The organism is Oceanobacillus neutriphilus (assembly GCF_014645515.1).
In the GTDB taxonomy this organism is placed as follows: Bacteria; Bacillota; Bacilli; order Bacillales; family Amphibacillaceae; genus Oceanobacillus; species Oceanobacillus neutriphilus.
On the sequence record NZ_BMLW01000012.1, the window covers coordinates 151,299 to 168,947 of the forward strand.

The 17,649-nt window shown below is 38.7% G+C and carries 14 protein-coding genes; 12 read left to right on the forward strand and 2 right to left on the reverse strand.

Translation table 11 applies throughout. The features are described from left to right. Window positions 1-160: 160 nt before the first annotated feature. From ystJ to IEX29_RS19250, 6 genes are all read left to right on the forward strand, one after another. Window positions 161-1,399 (forward strand): NADP-dependent malic enzyme, encoded by a 1,239-nt coding sequence (ystJ, locus tag IEX29_RS19225; RefSeq protein WP_188736308.1) that lies wholly within the window; start codon window positions 161-163, stop codon window positions 1,397-1,399. Window positions 1,400-1,788: 389 nt separating this feature from the next. Further along, window positions 1,789-2,643 (forward strand): acetyl-CoA carboxylase, carboxyltransferase subunit beta, encoded by an 855-nt coding sequence (accD, locus tag IEX29_RS19230; RefSeq protein WP_188736310.1) that lies wholly within the window; start codon window positions 1,789-1,791, stop codon window positions 2,641-2,643. A gap of 6 nt (window positions 2,644-2,649) precedes the next feature. Then, window positions 2,650-3,606, forward strand: coding sequence for an acetyl-CoA carboxylase carboxyl transferase subunit alpha (gene accA, locus IEX29_RS19235; protein ID WP_188736311.1), 957 nt, complete (start codon window positions 2,650-2,652; stop codon window positions 3,604-3,606). A 354-nt stretch (window positions 3,607-3,960) separates the two neighbouring features. After that, window positions 3,961-4,920, forward strand: a complete 960-nt coding sequence (pfkA, locus tag IEX29_RS19240) for a 6-phosphofructokinase (RefSeq protein WP_188736312.1) — start codon at window positions 3,961-3,963, stop codon at window positions 4,918-4,920. Window positions 4,921-4,962: 42 nt separating this feature from the next. Continuing rightward, entirely contained in the window at window positions 4,963-6,723 is a 1,761-nt protein-coding gene (gene pyk / locus IEX29_RS19245) for a pyruvate kinase (RefSeq protein WP_188736313.1), read from the forward strand. Window positions 6,724-7,068: 345 nt separating this feature from the next. Further along, window positions 7,069-7,437, forward strand: a complete 369-nt coding sequence (locus IEX29_RS19250) for an FxsA family protein (RefSeq protein WP_373290698.1) — start codon at window positions 7,069-7,071, stop codon at window positions 7,435-7,437. 4 nt (window positions 7,438-7,441) lie between these two features. Here IEX29_RS19250 and ytvI read toward each other — a convergent pair whose 3' ends face one another. Next, a complete protein-coding gene (gene ytvI, locus IEX29_RS19255) occupies window positions 7,442-8,548 on the reverse strand; it encodes a sporulation integral membrane protein YtvI (RefSeq protein WP_188736314.1) in 1,107 nt (368 codons plus the stop codon). Between the two features lie 625 nt (window positions 8,549-9,173). On the opposite strand from ytvI, the gene citZ reads away from it, so the two are divergent. The 6 genes from citZ to IEX29_RS26830 all read left to right on the forward strand — a co-directional run bounded on the left by citZ (window position 9,174) and on the right by IEX29_RS26830 (window position 16,694). Further along, window positions 9,174-10,292, forward strand: coding sequence for a citrate synthase (gene citZ / locus IEX29_RS19260; protein WP_188736315.1), 1,119 nt, complete (start codon window positions 9,174-9,176; stop codon window positions 10,290-10,292). Window positions 10,293-10,353: 61 nt separating this feature from the next. Beyond that, window positions 10,354-11,628, forward strand: a complete 1,275-nt coding sequence (gene icd, locus IEX29_RS19265) for an NADP-dependent isocitrate dehydrogenase (protein ID WP_188736316.1) — start codon at window positions 10,354-10,356, stop codon at window positions 11,626-11,628. A gap of 141 nt (window positions 11,629-11,769) precedes the next feature. Next, complete coding sequence (gene mdh / locus IEX29_RS19270) at window positions 11,770-12,708, forward strand: malate dehydrogenase (RefSeq protein ID WP_188736317.1); 939 nt, start codon at window positions 11,770-11,772, stop codon at window positions 12,706-12,708. A gap of 186 nt (window positions 12,709-12,894) precedes the next feature. Next, window positions 12,895-14,307 carry a hypothetical protein gene (locus IEX29_RS19275; protein ID WP_188736318.1) on the forward strand — a complete coding sequence of 471 codons (1,413 nt, stop codon included), beginning with the start codon at window positions 12,895-12,897 and terminating at the stop codon, window positions 14,305-14,307. Window positions 14,308-15,519: 1,212 nt separating this feature from the next. Continuing rightward, window positions 15,520-16,500, forward strand: coding sequence for a zinc-binding dehydrogenase (locus IEX29_RS19280; protein ID WP_188736320.1), 981 nt, complete (start codon window positions 15,520-15,522; stop codon window positions 16,498-16,500). A 41-nt stretch (window positions 16,501-16,541) separates the two neighbouring features. Beyond that, the gene (locus IEX29_RS26830; RefSeq protein ID WP_373290699.1) at window positions 16,542-16,694 is read left to right on the forward strand and encodes a GNAT family N-acetyltransferase; all 153 of its coding nucleotides are present in this window, start codon (window positions 16,542-16,544) and stop codon (window positions 16,692-16,694) included. Window positions 16,695-16,778: 84 nt separating this feature from the next. On the opposite strand, the gene IEX29_RS19290 is transcribed toward IEX29_RS26830, so the two are convergent. Continuing rightward, entirely contained in the window at window positions 16,779-17,636 is an 858-nt protein-coding gene (locus IEX29_RS19290) for a DUF421 domain-containing protein (protein ID WP_188736322.1), read from the reverse strand. Window positions 17,637-17,649: the final 13 nt, after the last annotated feature.

Genomic DNA, 17,649 nt, shown 5'->3' on the forward strand with positions numbered 1-17,649 from the left:
CTAATATTCAAAGGACAGAGAAGATAGTATTTTTATGCGCAGAGTTACTTTACACAGGTTCATCATCTGTTATAATAAAAGGGATTTGAAAGGGCTTGGCCCAAATTGTAAGCGCAATAATTATACATATTACTTACAGTATTTAAAGGAGCGGGATTCGATGGCAAACCTACGAGACGAAGCATTACATTTACACAAACAAAAGCAGGGGAAATTGGAAATAAAATCAAAGGTTCCCATGAAAAACAAAGAGGACTTAAGTTTGGCATATTCCCCCGGTGTTGCAGAACCTTGCAAGGAAATTTATGAACGGAAAGAAACTGTCTATGACTATACGATGAAGGGAAATATGGTTGCTGTAGTAAGTGATGGGTCTGCTGTATTAGGCCTCGGTAATATCGGTGCAGAAGCTTCTTTACCTGTTATGGAGGGGAAAGCAGTATTATTTAAAGGCTTTGCAGGAGTAGATGCTTTTCCGATCTGTCTGGATACACAAGATGTAGATAAAATTGTAGAAACAGTAAAATTAATGGAACCAACCTTTGGCGGAGTCAATCTGGAAGATATTGCAGCGCCAAACTGTTTTATTATAGAAGACCGCTTAAAAAGTGAAACAAATATCCCTATTTTTCATGATGATCAGCACGGTACGGCAATTGTCACGGTTGCGGGATTAATGAATGCTTTAAAATTAGTAAATAAGGATTTTTCAAATATAAAAGTTGTTGCTAACGGAGCGGGCGCGGCAGGAATTGCAATCATCCGGTTATTAAAGAGCCTGGGTGTTCATGACATGATTATGTGTGATTCAAGAGGAGCAATTTATGAAGGACGTCCTAACGGAATGAACCGGGTGAAAGAACTTGTTGCAAAATATACCAATGCACAGAAAATCGAAGGAAGTCTGGAAGATGTTTTAGAGGGTGCAGATGTATTTATCGGTGTTTCAGTAGGCGGTGCATTAACAAAAGAAATGGTAGAGAAGATGAATGATGATGCAATTATCTTTGCTATGGCAAACCCTGATCCGGAAATTTTACCAGATGATGCAAAAGAAGCAGGGGCAAGGGTCATTGGGACCGGCCGGTCTGACTTTGCAAATCAGGTAAATAATGTACTTGCTTTTCCAGGGATTTTCAGGGGAGCGTTGGATGTCAGAGCAACACGGATTAATGAAGAAATGAAAATTGCTGCTGCAGAAGGAATCGCTTCTTTAATTTCAGAGGATGAGCTGAATGAGGATTATGTTATTCCTTCTCCTTTTGATGATAGAGTCGCCCCGCTTGTGGCCAAGCACGTAGCTGAAGCGGCAATGAAATCCGGTGTCGCCCGTGTCCAGGTGGATCCAGAGGAGATAGCGGAGAAAACAAGGAATCTGACAAAGGAAATCAATAAATAGTCTGACCTGATAATTATCCCCGGAAACATTTTTAGTAAAAATGTTTTTGGGGTATTTTATTTTTAAACCTAAAATTAATTCCAGCTAAGGGAAGGCTTGTTATTCGTTTGTTAAACAGTGTTATCCACCCTTCTTTTGATAAAAAAATTATTGTGAATAAGAAAAACGTGATTGCACGACTTGTCATCAGGTGGTAATCTATTTGTTGGGATTCTAAAACTAAAAGTACTTTCATTTTATGGAATAACTATTATAACTCGGCAAAATAGTTTACAATAGTAAAATAGGAAACAGCTCTTATTGAAAGCTCTATTTGAATACTAGATAATATACACAGCCTGTTTATATATGCTCAGATAATCTAGTAGTAGAAAAAGGGGGGGATAAACTTGCCACTTAAAGATTTTTTCGGCAAGCGTAAGAAGTATGCATCAATCCCGAGCGAGAAAGCGAAAGTAGATGTTCCAGAGGGTTTAATGCAGAAATGTGATAATTGTAAACAAATCTATTATCGAAAAGAAATAGTTAAATCTTTATATGTTTGTCCAAACTGCGGGTATCATCATCCAATGACAGCATGGACAAGAATTGAAAGCTTGTTCGATGAAGGGACATTTAAAGAGTTGGATGCCGGTTTAACCTCTGCAAATCCGCTAAATTTCCCTGATTACGAAGAGAAGATTAAGAAAGATCGTCAGAAAACAGGGCTAAATGAAGCTGTTGTTACTGGGACAGGGGTAATTGAAGACAATCAGGTTGCATTTGCCGTTATGGATTCACATTTCCGTATGGGGAGCATGGGATCCGCAGTCGGAGAAAAAATAACCAGAGCAATTGAAGAAGCCAGAAAAGAATCTATTCCGTTTATTATATTTACAGCATCCGGAGGTGCCCGTATGCAGGAGGGGCTCTTAAGCTTAATGCAGATGGCGAAAACATCGTTTGCTGTTAAACGATTCAGAGACAGCGGAAATTTAATGATTTCTGTTATGACCCATCCAACGACCGGTGGTGTATCTGCTAGTTTTGCATCTATTGGAGACTATAATTTTGCCGAACCGGGGGCACTCATAGGTTTTGCCGGCCGAAGAATTATCGAGCAGACGATTCGTGAAAAATTACCAAACGACTTTCAGACAGCTGAATTTCAACTAGAGCATGGGCAGATAGATAAGGTTATTCACCGTCATGACATGAAAAAAACGCTTGGAAAAATTCTTTCCATGCATGCAGATGGGAGGTAATCATAAATGGCGCCAATAATGGAATTTGAAAAACCAATTGTAAATTTAAAAGAAAAGATTAAAGAATTAAAAGCATTCACAGAAAACAGTGAAATTGATTTGAAAGATGAAATAAAGACATTGGAAGAACGCTTGGCAAAACTGGAAGAGGATATTTATGGAAATCTAAAGCCATGGAATCGTGTGCAGATGGCCAGACATCCCGACCGTCCTACTACATTAGACTATGTAGAAAGACTGTTTGAAGATTTTATTGAGTTTCATGGTGACCGTTTGTTTAGCGAGGATGAAGCAATTGTTTCCGGCATTGCCTATTATAAAAATCAGCCGGTAACAGTAATTGGTCATCAACGTGGAAAAGATACAAAGGAAAACATCAAACGTAATTTTGGAATGCCGCATCCTGAAGGCTACCGGAAAGCGTTGCGTCATATGAAGCAGGCTGAAAAGTTTAACCGTCCAATTATTACTTTCATTGATACAAAAGGGGCATACCCTGGCAGAGCAGCTGAAGAAAGAGGACAGAGTGAAGCCATTGCCAAAAACTTAATGGAAATGGCCGGCTTAACCGTCCCTATTGTGTGTATTGTAATTGGAGAAGGCGGAAGCGGCGGTGCATTAGGAATCGGTGTAGGAAATCACGTTCACATGCTGGAGAATTCTACATACTCCGTGATCTCTCCGGAAGGCGCTGCTGCAATACTGTGGAAGGATGCAGGTGAAGCACAGCGAGCCGCTGAATCAATGCAGATTACAGCTCCTGATTTGAAAAAATTGGGCGTTATTGATGAAGTGATACCAGAGCCAAAAGGCGGAGCTCATCGAGATATTGATGCACAAGCTGTACTTATTGATCAAGTACTTGAAAAATCTCTAAAAGAGTTAAAAGAATTGTCATCTGAGGATATTGTAGAAGAAAGATGGCAAAAATATAAAAAGATAGGTTCATTTCAAACGGTTTAAGTATCGTTTATAAAGGCTGAGAATGAATATCAGCCTTTATTTTAATTTGGATTATAATGAAAGAATAATGTAAAATAGATATAGTGGTGGATGAAAGATAAGAAATCAATAATCGATTATTGATTTAATTTGATTTATAATTACTATCACTGATGAAATTCTTTATCTTTTATTTATATGAAGAGCATGTCCGGGTGTTTTAAAATTATAAAAAAGGGAATTCGACAAAATAGTATAACTGCCTGATAACAGCTGCCTGTATGAAGTAATAGACAGGGGCGCCGATTCCAGTATTTTTCATATGCTTAAAACAAACTGTGCATGATAATATTTTAATAATGAGGTGAATAATAAATGAAAAAAATTGGTGTGTTAACTAGTGGAGGAGACGCTCCTGGTATGAATGCTGCTATCAGAGCAACTGTAAGAAAAGCAATCTATCATGACATGGAAGTAGTAGGTGTTAAAAACGGCTACCAGGGTTTAATGGATGGAAACTTTGAAAAAATGCACCTTGGCTCTGTCGGTGATATCATTCACCGTGGGGGAACAATTCTTTTCTCAGCAAGAAGTGAAAAGTTTAAAACGGATGAAGGACAGCAAAAAGCAATTGAACAAATGAAGAAAGCCGGCATGGAAGGTTTAATTGTTATTGGTGGTGACGGCAGCTTTAAAGGCGCACAAAAGCTGACAGAAAAAGGTATCCCTTGTATCGGTGTGCCGGGAACAATCGATAATGATATTGCAGGAACTGATTTTACAATTGGGTTTGACACAGCTCTTAACACAATTATAGATGCCGTGGATAAGGTTCGCGATACTGCTACTTCTCATGAGCGTACATATGTCATAGAAGTAATGGGACGGGACGCAGGCGATTTGGCACTTTGGGCTGGATTGTCTGTCGGCGCGGAAAGCATCCTTATTCCGGAACAGAAGGATGAATTCTCTCAAATCGTTGATCGGTTAGACCGGGGACATAAACGCGGGAAAAAGCATAGTATCATCCTGCTTGCGGAAGGTGTCGGCAGCGGATTTGATGTTGGAAAGCAAATTGAAGAAGCTACTGACTTGGAAACAAGAGTAACTGTATTGGGACATATCCAAAGGGGCGGTTCACCAACTGGTCAGGATAGAGTACTGGCAAGCCGTCTCGGTGCTGCAGCCGTAGAACTGTTACTCAATAATAAAGGCGGACGTATGGTTGGAATTCGAAACAACCAAATTGTGAATAATGATATTAATGATATCTTAAAAATGAAGCATCATATTAATAATGAAATGTTCCAGTTATCTAAAGAACTTTCTATCTAACATATTAAGGTAGATTTTGGTTGAATTTAAGGAGGAAATAAAATGAGAAACACAAAAATTGTATGTACAATTGGTCCGGCATCTGAATCAATAGAAACATTAGAGAAGCTAATTGATGCAGGAATGAATGTTGCCAGATTAAACTTCTCACATGGAGATTTTGATGAGCATGGTGCCAGAATCAATAATATTCGCGAAGCAGCAGCTAAGAAAAACAAAACAGTAGCTATCCTTCTTGATACAAAAGGACCTGAAATCCGTACAGGAAACTTTAAAGAAGGAAGAGCTGATATTGTTCAAGGTAAAGAAGTAATTGTTTCAATGAAGGAAGTAGAAGGAACCGCTGAACGATTCTCCATTACGTATGATGGATTAATCAACGATGTACATGAAGGATCTAAAATTCTGCTGGATGATGGCCTTATTGAATTAGAAGTAAAAGAAATTAATCAGGACAATGGAGAAATTGTTACTGTTGCGTTAAACTCCGGAGAAATTAAAAACAAAAAAGGGGTTAACGTTCCAAATGTATCCGTCAATCTTCCCGGAATTACAGAAAAGGATACGAATGATATTATTTTTGGAGTAGAGCAAGGGGTAGACTTTATTGCAGCATCCTTTGTCCGCCGTCCTTCAGATGTACTGGAAATTAAAGAAGTATTAGAGCAGCATAATGCAGATCATATTAAAATTATCCCTAAAATTGAAAACCAGGAGGGTGTAGATAATATTAACAGCATCCTGGAGGTTAGTGATGGTTTAATGGTTGCACGTGGAGATCTTGGTGTGGAAATTCCTGCAGAAGATGTGCCTCTTGTACAGAAAAAACTCATCAAAAAATGTAATACAGCCGGAAAACCGGTTATTACAGCAACACAAATGTTAGATTCTATGCAGCGAAACCCTCGCCCGACCCGTGCAGAGGCTTCCGACGTTGCAAATGCAATTTTTGATGGTACAGACGCAATCATGCTTTCCGGCGAAACAGCAGCTGGTACTTATCCGGTTGAATCTGTACAAACCATGAGTAATATTGCATTAAAAGCAGAATCTGCATTAAATCATAAAGCTATTTTGGAAGAACGTTCTAAAAATGTAGATATGGAAATTAGGGAAGCTATTACACAATCTGTTTCTCATACAGCATATAACTTGAATATAGGTACAATTATCACACCGACAGAAAGCGGATCAACATCACGTATGGTTTCAAAATATCGTCCTAAAGCAACGATTATTGCTGTAACAGTGGATGAAATAGTAAACCGTCAGCTTTCACTTGTATGGGGTGTTCATGCAGTTATGGGCACACCGACAAAATCTACAGATGAAATGTTGGAAGTAGCTGTAAAACGTGGACTTGAAGCGGAAGTATGTAAACGCGGAGATACAGTGCTGGTTGTTGCAGGAGTGCCTGCTGGAGAAAAAGGTACAACCAACCTAATGAAAGTCCATGTCATTGGCGATGTAGTTGCAAGAGGACAAGGTATTGGCAGAAGTAAAGCATATGGACATGTTGTCTTCGCTAAAAATAATGAAGAAGCATTATCCCGTATGAATGAAGGGGATATTCTTGTAACGCATGCTACTGAAAAAGAAATGATGCCGGCAATCGAGAAAGCTTCTGCAATTATTACAGAAGAAGGCGGCCTGACTTCACATGCAGCAGTAGTTGGCGTCAGTATTGGAATCCCGGTTATTGTTGGGGTAGAAGATGTTTTTGAAGTGTTAGAAGATGGTCAGGATATTACTGTAGACAGCAGCCGTGGACAGGTCTATGCTGGTCATGCAGACGTACTGTAAAAATATAAAAAAATAAGAATGTAAAACCCTCGATAGACTTCGGGGGTTTTATTTTTAAGTCTATATTAAACCTGCTAAAATAAAAACTGGTTCATTTATAGGTTTAGTGAAGAGACTTATTTGCGGAGGAGAGGTAATATGTTTAAAAGGAATATCGGATTGCCAATTCTTTGCTTTATTTTTTTAATCGTGAAACAATCCGTTTTCAATGATACAATTCAATGGATAGATAATATAGGTATTTCTACTTTTATATATTTCGGGTATATATTCTGGGAGTAGGTGAAAATACCGTATCGAGGTAGAAAGGGTGTTGAAAATGAGAAATAAATACCTTCTTCTGGCATTTATAATTGTCCGGCAGTAGAGATTGGCGTGTTTCTTTGGTTAAGTCAGCTTATCGGCGTTTTATGGGTAGTTGGATTAATTATTGGAACAGCGATGCTGGGTATTTTCCTTGCCAGGTATCAGGGAATGGAAGTTTTTAGACGCGCGCAGCTGCAAATACAGAGAGGTACACCTCCAACCGATGAAATTCTCGATGGGCTGGCAACAATGCTTGGAGCATTTTTGCTTATTATCCCTGGTTTTGTTTTAGATATAGTTGGTTTATTGTTACTGATACCTTGGACAAGAAATCAATTTAAAAAGCAACTAAAGAAAATAGCAATGCAGTTTGTGGGCAGAAACACAATAATTTATCGCCGCTGGTAATAGATTATCCCTTAATATAAAGAAACAATTGCTGAAATACACCGGATTTTTTGATGGCAAGTATAACTACTAAAATCACAGGAGCAAGGATAAATCCAAAAACTCCAAACCATTGGATGCCTAAAAACATCCCTATGAGCATCATTAAAGGCGAAATACCAATAGAAGTTGCCACAATTTTAGGCTCTATCAATTGTCTGATAATGATAATAAGCCCATAAAGTATGGATAAACCAATTGTTAAAGGGTAATTAAACGTTAAAAAGCTGAAAAGAATCCAAGGTATAATAATAATACCAATTCCTAAATAAGGAATAAAATCTGCAATTGCCGCAAATAACACAATCGTAAAGGCATGCTCCACACGGAGAACGAGAAGTCCCACCCACAAAATAACTGCAGAAATACAAACAAGTATAACCTGAGCTTTAAAATAGCCAATCACAGCTTCTTTTAAATGAGAGGCTATTTTTTTATGAAGAGCATACCAATTAGAAGGTATGATTTCATGAAACTTGTTTTGGATGTTATGAAAATCATAGCTGATCATAAGCGTAGCCAGTATAATAAAAATAAAAACGGTAAAGGAATTTGGCAGCATCATAAGAAAATTTGCCGTCTGTTGTAACAGCATTTGAAAGAAGCGGGTCAAGGCTGCAGTAATCGTTTCTGTAAAGGAATTTATATATTCATAGACTTCCAAACGATAATCAACATGTAAAGTAGTCAGAAGAGAAAGCAATTGATCATATAAAGGTAATATATGGGTATCTAACACCTGTTGAAATTGCTCCATCATGTGGTAAAAATAGGCAGGCAGCCTGTCCGATAAGTAAAGAATGCCTTGGTAGACCTCGCTTACTAAAAAGAATATAGCAAATGTGAACAAACTGAAAAAAAGAATAAACGTGCTGACTAAAGCAAGCAGTCTTGGCATTTTCAGCTTTTCTGCAAAAAATCTGATGAAGGGCTGAAAGAGAAGCGATAGTAAGAATGCTATCAGAATAGGGTATATATAAGGGAAAAGCATATAGAGAAGAAAAATACTGCCGAATAAAATGATAATGATAATAAGACTGCGGATAAGTTGTCCAACGATTTTTGATTGCATGATATTTCCCCCAAATAAACGATCTTATTGTAATCTATGTTTTTATATAGCAAAGTAGAAGCGGTAAGGTGTTTGAATTATCATTTTGATACTGATATCGGGACTGGGCTGGGCCGCGATTACCTGCCCTCGCCGAAAATCATTGTGATCACTTGTTTTATTAAATTGGCAGGCAGGTTCGCAAACATTCTTTTTAAGAAATAATTTGTTATTATTTATATAAGGATGGAAGGAAGCCAGCAGTTATTTTACAAAATTTAAACGGTTTCAATTCACATTCTGCCTATTATCATTTATAATAAGAGGTGGGCAGGCAAAAAGGATTGCTTTAATCAAATCAGGGTACAAGTAAAGATAAAGTTTTTTCTGAGTTTGTTTAAGAAGTAGAATAATAAATTCTTTGATTCGTAACTTTCAAAAGATTTTGGTTCCACGTTTAATCGTCCACGAAACGCGAGTTCCATCACCTGATTGATACTAAGCGAATATAATAAGATTTGCTTAAATTTATTCCTACATAGCTTTAAACAGCCAAAATTTAGTTTGTCACCCTTGTATTATTTATTTAATGTAGAACAATATGTAATATGTAATACTCTGATTAACTGGAAAGGGAGAGGGTAATATGTCAACAACAAAAGGATTAGAAAATATTGTCGCAACACAATCAGCAATCAGTTCGATCATTGATGATCAATTATCCTATGTTGGTTATAAAATTGATGACTTAGCTGAAAAATCCAGCTTTGAAGAAATTATTTATTTACTTTGGAATCAAAAGCTTCCTACGAAATCAGAATTAGATGAGTTAAAAGCTGATTTAGCAAAGAATATGACCATTTCAAATGCAATTATTGATCATTTGCATTCATATGATTTGAAAAGTGTTCATCCAATGGCGGCTTTGCGTACAGCGATTTCACTATTAGGAGTTTATGATGAAGAAGAAGACGATATGGACGAAGCAGCAAATAAGAGAAAAGCGATTCGCATTCAGGCAAAGATTGCTTCTGTCGTAGCTGCATTTGCCAGGATTCGCGATGGGAAAGATCCCGTTCAACCAAAAGAAGGCTTAAGCTATGCGGCTAACTTCTTATATATGCTAAACGGAAAAGAGCCGGAGGACATTGAAGTAGAAGCGATTAATAAAGCGCTTGTTCTTCATGCTGATCATGAATTAAACGCGTCTACGTTTACAGCACGGGTTTGTGTAGCAACGCTTTCCGATATTTATTCCGGACTCGTAGCAGCTATTGGCGCTTTAAAAGGACCGTTGCATGGCGGTGCAAATGAGAATGTAATGAAGATGCTTCTTGAAATCGGCGAAGAAGAAAATGCTATTCCTTATATTAAAGAAAAGCTGGAAAATAAAGAAAAGATTATGGGAATGGGACATCGTGTATACCGTAACGGTGATCCAAGAGCTAAATTCTTAAAAGAAATGTCTAAGCAATTGACAAAACGCAACGGTCAGGAAAAATGGTATAACATGTCTATTAAAATTGAGGACTATGTGAAAGAGCATAAAGGTTTGCCTGCAAACGTTGACTTTTACAGTGCATCTGTTTATCACAGCTTAGGAATCAATGAAGATTTATTTACACCGATATTTGCTGTCAGCAGAACTTCCGGCTGGATAGCTCATATTTTAGAGCAGTATGCTGACAACCGCTTGATTCGTCCGCGTGCTGAATACAACGGGCCGGATTTACAGGATTATGTTGCTATTGAAGATAGAGGATAATGCTAATATCGTTAAAATGTAGTAAAATGTAATAGGAATCATTAATAGGAGGTTTTTATCTATGGCACAAGGTGAAAAAATTGTAGTAGAAAACGGCGAAATGAATGTACCAAATACACCGGTAATTCCATTCATTGAAGGGGATGGAACTGGTCCTGATATTTGGGCTGCTGCCCGCCGCGTTATCGAAGCATCTGTTGAAAAAGCTTATAATGGTGAAAAATCTATCGATTGGTTAGAAGTATATGCCGGTCAAAAGGCTTTTGATAAGACAGGTGAATGGTTACCACAGGATACACTTGATAAAATTAACGAATATAAGATTGCTATCAAGGGTCCATTAACTACACCAATCGGTGGCGGTATTCGCTCTCTTAACGTAGCTTTACGTCAGGAATTAGATTTATTTACCTGCCTGCGTCCTGTACGTTATTTTGAAGGTGTTCCTTCTCCGGTAAAACGTCCGGAAGATGTAGATATGGTTATTTTCCGTGAAAATACAGAAGATATCTATGCCGGTATTGAATGGCAGGAAGGCACTGATGAGGTTAAGAAGGTTCTTGACTTCTTAAAAAATGAAATGGGCGTTAAAAATGTACGTTTTCCTGAAACATCAGGCATTGGTGTTAAACCGGTATCTGAAGAAGGTACAAAACGTATTGTTCGTGCTGCCATTGATTATGCGTTAAGCGAAGGACGCAAGAGTGTTACTTTAGTACATAAAGGTAACATTATGAAATTTACTGAAGGAGCTTTCAAAAACTGGGGTTATGAAGTTGCTGAACAGGAATTCGGCGATAAAGTATTTACTTGGGCTGAATATGACCGCATTGTGGAAGCAGAAGGTAAAGATGCAGCAAACAAAGCTCAGGACGATGCATTAGCAGCTGGTAAAATTCTTGTGAAGGATTCTATTGCAGATATCTTTTTACAACAAATCCTTACCCGTCCAAAAGAGTTTGATGTAGTAGCAACAATGAATTTGAATGGTGATTATATTTCTGATGCGCTTGCTGCACAGGTGGGCGGTATTGGTATTGCTCCGGGAGCAAACATTAACTATGATACTGGACATGCTATTTTTGAAGCAACTCATGGTACTGCTCCAAAATATGCAGGATTAGATAAAGTTAACCCGTCTTCTGTTATTCTTTCTGCTGTATTAATGCTTGAACATTTAGAATGGAGAGAAGCAGCTGACTTAATTACAAAATCAATGGATAAAACAATTGGTTCTAAAGTGGTAACTTACGACTTTGCCCGCCTTATGGATGGTGCAACAGAAGTGAAATGCTCTGAGTTTGCTGATGAACTGATTAAAAATATGGAAGCATAAAAAGTTTTCCATTATGAAAAGAATATAATGCAGAATAGTTTATTCTGCTAACCTGAAGAAAATGTTTGTAACAACTGATGATTTTATCGTTGATGCAAACATTTTCTTCAAATAAAGGAACACATAGTAGGAGGTAGTTTGATGGTTTCTATACGCAAAAAGATTTCCGTTATCGGTTCCGGATTTACAGGAGCAACCACTGCATTAATGGTTGCACAAAAGGAATTGGGAGATGTTGTTCTTGTTGATATCCCGGATATGGAGAACCCGACGAAGGGAAGAGCATTGGATATGGCGGAAGCAGCGCCGGTTCAAGGTTTTGATGCAAGAGTAACTGGAACTTCAGATTATGGCGATACAAAGGATTCTGACTTAGTAATTATTACTGCCGGAATTGCACGTAAACCAGGAATGAGCCGGGATGATTTAGTAAATACAAACGCAAAAATAATGAAGTCGGTTACAAAAGAAATTGTGAAGTATTCTTCGGATGCAATTATTGTTGTTCTGACCAATCCTGTTGACGCAATGACATATACAGTCTATAAAGCATCAGGCTTTCCGAGAGAACGTGTAATAGGACAATCAGGAGTATTGGACACTGCTCGTTTTAGAGCTTTTGTGGCGGAGGAATTAAATATTTCTGTAAAAGATATAACTGGTTTCGTTCTCGGCGGACATGGTGATGATATGGTGCCGCTTACCCGTTATTCCTATGCTGGGGGAATTCCGCTTGAAAAACTTATTTCTTCAGAACGGCTGGAAGAGATTGTACAACGGACCCGGACTGGCGGTGGTGAGATTGTAAATCTGTTAGGAAATGGAAGTGCTTATTATGCACCTGCTGCATCGTTAACGGTGATGGCCGAGGCCATCCTCAAGGATCAGCGGCGAATTTTACCATCCATTGCTTATTTAGATGGAGAATACGGATATCAGGATATTTACCTGGGTGTTCCTACCGTTCTCGGTGGAACAGGAATGGAAGAAATCATCGAACTGGATTTAACAGATGAAGAGAAAAAGCAATTAGATAAATCTGCAGATTCGGTAAAAAAAGTTATAGATATTCTGGAATAAATTTCAGTAAAAACGCAGCGGTAAAACCTAAAACCGCTGCGTTTTTTCCTTAATAAGTAGTATTTGGCGGGAATTTTCGTTCTTCTCCATGATAAAACAGTCTTACATCTCTTTTATTATTTTGTACCCTCTGTCTTCATTGCTGCATAGGCTATTGTACACATTGAAGGAGAGGATCTGAATGAGATGAGTTTAACTATCCCGCATTTACTGTATGGATTTTTCACCCTGCTTATTTTGGTGACAATGATTTTCCGGAGAGGGATCGTCCTTCCAAGCTTGCTGGGAACGTTTGTTATTGCATGGGCCTATAAAGGAAGTATAGTCAGTGGGTTTATGGCTATTTTCTATGCTAATTTAGTTGCTGCTCAGGAGCTTTTCAGCATCTTTTTGATTATAACGTTTATGCTTGCGTTGTTAAATGCACTAAAGGATTTACGGGCAGATGTGCTGATGATTCAGCCGATTCAAAAGGTCATGACTAATGGACACCTTTCTTATTTTGTTTTGATTATAGTAACGTATTGTATTTCCTTATTTTTCTGGCCAACACCAGCCGTGCCGCTTATTTGTGCTTTACTTGTTCCTGCGGCAATACGATCCGGACTTCCTGCAATTACAGCTGCTGTAGCAATTACCATTGCAGGCCAGGGGATGGCGCTGTCCTCTGATTATATTGTACAGGTAGCGCCGGCGTTATCCGCGAAAGCAGCAGGCGTAGAAACGTCCATAGTTGCAGACCGGTCTCTGGTTCTATCTCTTATTACTGGAGTTACAGCTGCTTTATTAGCTTATTTATTTTACCGGAAATCGATCCGTTCAAAAGATGATCCTAGAAATCAGGTAGAGGCAGAACAAATTCAAGACTATGATTCTTCCGGGCATACAGCAGCTTCAAAGCATCTGATTAAATGGAGCCGTATTTTTGCTTGGCTGGTGCCGGTTGTTTTGCTGGCTGTAGTTGGGTATATGCTCTATAATAAATTTTTTGGATCCAGTGAGTTAATAGGTGGAGAAGGTGCTGCCCTTGTAGGGGGAGTAGCGGTTATTTTATTATTACTTGCTACAGCAGTATTTGGAAAGCGAAATGCGCTGGATTATGTAGGTAATCATATTACAAATGGATTTGTGTTTGCCTTTAGAGCGATGGGGCCAGTCATTCCTATTGCCGGATTTTTCTTTTTAGGAAGTGCTGAATTTTCCAAGGATATCTTGCTTGTAGAAGAAGCGCCATCTTTTTTATTTGAGATTATTACCTCTATCCAGTCTTTTCTTCCAGAAAGTACGGTTTTTGTTGCTTTTAGTTTATTATTAGTTGGTATTATCACTGGTTTGGATGGATCTGGTTTTTCCGGATTGCCTTTAACGGGAGCTTTGGCTGCATCATTGCAATCTTCTTCTATAGATGCGAGTACATTAGCTTCAATTGGGCAGCTTGGCGCAATTTGGTCAGGTGGAGGCGCGTTAATAGCGTGGTCATCTCTTATTGCTGTAGCAGGATTTTGTGGTGTTTCAGCAATTGAATTAGTGAGGAAAAACTTCTTTCCTGTAGTTATTGGTTTAGTTATTGCAACAATTGCAGCTGTTTTTATATTTTAGGCTTTAAGATTAAGAGCTTTCTTTTTTATTATAAAGAGAGCTCTTGTACATAACTCAACTCTCGCACCTAAGAATAAGCAACTATACCTTACTATTCCAGGATGGACATGTTCTTCATTATCCTGCTTGCATTTTGTTAAATCATCCTTCTATGGAAATGGAGATTGTGTATAGCTCCTGCAACCAACCGCTCCGCTTTCCAAGGGGACGGCTCCAGCTAACTTGAAAAGAAAACCCGCTTTTCAAGTGGATCTTCAGCTCGCCCTGTTCCCATAGGAGTCTCTGTGGTTGGCCTGTGCTCTAATAGGATTCTACAGCCCATGGGAAAAATAATATCCTGATGAAGTTAGATGAAATCATCGTTTTTAACAGTTCAAATAATGACAGCATAAATAATTCATATCGAGAATAGCCTTCATGCACCAAAAAAAAGGATTGCTGAGCATGGTTACCATGCAACACGAAAAATTTGTTCTGTCAGATCTGCCTTTTATTTGTTCAGTTATTTCAGTATAGAATATCTTACTAGCGGAGGCGGACCGTTTTGACTCCTGAAGGGAAAGCGTCGTTTAAAAACGTAACAACTGGACCGAAGCAATTGAGATAAAGGAATCACCGTGAGTTTACGAACGGATGATGACTTTCACCCGCGGGGCATAAGCGCGACTTTAGCTCTGTCTGCGCCTGACGGCTTGCCAGTCACTAAGTCTTCTTTATCGTAGGGCGCTGTCGGGAAGTTGTCTAGTTTTTGACGCTTGTAGCTGGACAGGGATTAGCACCATCTGAAGATCCACTTTTGCCAAGTGGTCTTCTTGGCAAAAGTTAGCTGAAGAGCGTGCCCCTAGGCAGGCTAAGGCCGCAACGTCCTGGGGTTGCGATTACTCACCCCATCGAAAAGAGTTGTACGTTGAAAGCAAAACGGTCCGCCGTAGCGGTCGCTTTACACTTTACCTTTTTTCTGGGTAGAGTTTATGCTATGTCAAGAGATAGATGGAAGGAATGATTAACACCTGTCTCTATCATAGGCAAGTTATTTTTTAAGGCGCGAAAGTTGAGAATTTAATAAATTCGTGAGCTTATAATTGGGTAAAAGAATCGTTAGTATTTTAAAATGAATATATAGGCTGAATATTATCTCTTTGTGAAAAAGAATATTCCAAAACCAACAAAATTATCACAGTATTATATGAACGATGGGGAGGAGTTAGATTGATGAGAGCACTTGTACATGAAAATGGCAGCTTACAAATGAAAGAAATGGAATTACAGGAACCGGGGGGATCAGAAGTAGTTATTAATCTGAAGGCAGCAGGACTTAACCGGAGAGATTTGGGTATTCCTAATCGCAGAAAGGAAGCTGAGGATGCTCTGATACTTGGTTCAGATGGGGCCGGAATTGTTGAAAAAATAGGCAGAAATGTTACAGATGTAAAAGTTGGAGATGAAGTAATCATTAATCCGGCATTACGCTGGATAAAGAATAGTGAAGCTCCGCCGGTAGAATTTGATATTTTAGGAATGCCGGATCATGGAACATTTGCTGAGAAAATTGTTATTTCCGAAGATCAGGTAGAGCCCAAGCCATCCTTTATGAGCTGGGAAGAAGCTGCTGCCTTTCCATTGGCTGCATTGACAGGATACCGGGCAATGTTTACAAAAGGCCAGCTTCAAAAAGGGGAGACTGTTTTTATTCCTGGAGCTGGCGGCGGAGTGGCAACTTACCTAATTGCTTTCGCAAAAAATATTGGTGCCCGGGTTATTACAACGTCAAGAAGTGCTGAGAAAAGGGAAAAGGCTGTAAAACTCGGAGCGGATGTTGTTATTGACACAGCTGATGATTGGAAGGTAAGGCTGGGTAATGAAACAGTTGATATGGTTATTGATAGTAATGGAAAAGCAACGTTTAGCCGCTCTTTAGCTATTTTGAAGAAGGGAGGAAGAATTGTAACATTTGGTGCAACTACGGATGATGTTGTAGAATTTGATTTGCGTTCTTTCTTTTATGGACAATACAAGCTTATTGGGTCCACAATGGGCTGCAGGGAAGAATTGATTGCCGCTCTTGAGCATGCTGAACAATATCAATTACATCCGGTGGTCGACCGTGTTTTTTCTCTCGATCAAAGTTTAGATGCACTCAGCTATTTAGATGGAGGAAAGCAATTTGGAAAGGTGATTATTCGTATTTCTTAAAATATAGCTTTCATCAGCTGGATTTAAAAAGGGTCGGCGCCATTACCTACCCTGAAAACAAGGCGTCCAATCAGTTATTAGAAAAGCTTGGATTTCAAAAAGAAGGATTGTTAAGAAGCTATATTAACCGGCCGGAACACTCTCAGGATACTTGTATCTATTCCATTTTAAAAGAGGAATGGAAGCAAAAATAAGCAGTGAAAATATAGGCAGGGGACTTTCATATAACTGAAATAGTCTCACTGCCTATTTATGTTCTTACTTAATATAGGTTCATATTATTTTAAATAAGGTTCCATTCGTCTTACTGCTTCCTGCAGCCGTTTTTGATTTCGGTCGTATAATTCCTTAGCTTGAGGATTATCTGTAGCTAAAGCAAATAGCTCCAAATCTGCCTGACATTTTTTCATACTGGCTAATAAAAGAGCAGATTGTGCGGGTTCAGGCACGGTAATATGATCATCATAAAGGTCAAGGAACAGTTGTCCCTGATGATCGACCTGTCCGAGAAATACATTATCTATCGTAACGTTTTGTTTCTCTAATTCTGCTTCAAGCCAGGTTGGATTTAAAGAAGCATTAGCCAAAGGCTCCAGCAGTATATTGCCGTCTGCAATAACGGTTTGCGGCTCTTTATCGGGCGCTGGAGCGATGTTTAAGTCTTTTAAGGTTATCGGCCGATTCTCCCGTTTTGGCAGAACATTTAATTCTCCAGTCGGCTCTAAAACTGCAAATTCCACATCGGAAACAAGAAACTGGTCGTTATTCCTGAGCTTTTCTAACAAGTCATCAGTAGAGTAGCCTTCTTTTTTTAAATTTTCCTCCATAACCTTCCCATTTTGAATAAAAACCGTACTTTTTCCATCCGTAAAGTCTCGTATACGCTTGCTTTTCAAGGATAATTTTTCAATTGTGAATGCGGCAATAAACCAGACAAACATGGCTAATAAAGCGTAATAAAAGCTATTATATGGATCGACAGTATGAAATGCGGCAATTCCTCCGAGTACTATTCCAGAAATGGTTTCAAATATATTGAGCTGAGATAATTGCTTTGCACCCAGCCATTTTACAAAGAAAAATAAGACTGTGATTAAAATAATGGAGCGAATAATAATCGATATCCATTCAGGCATGATTTTCCCTCCC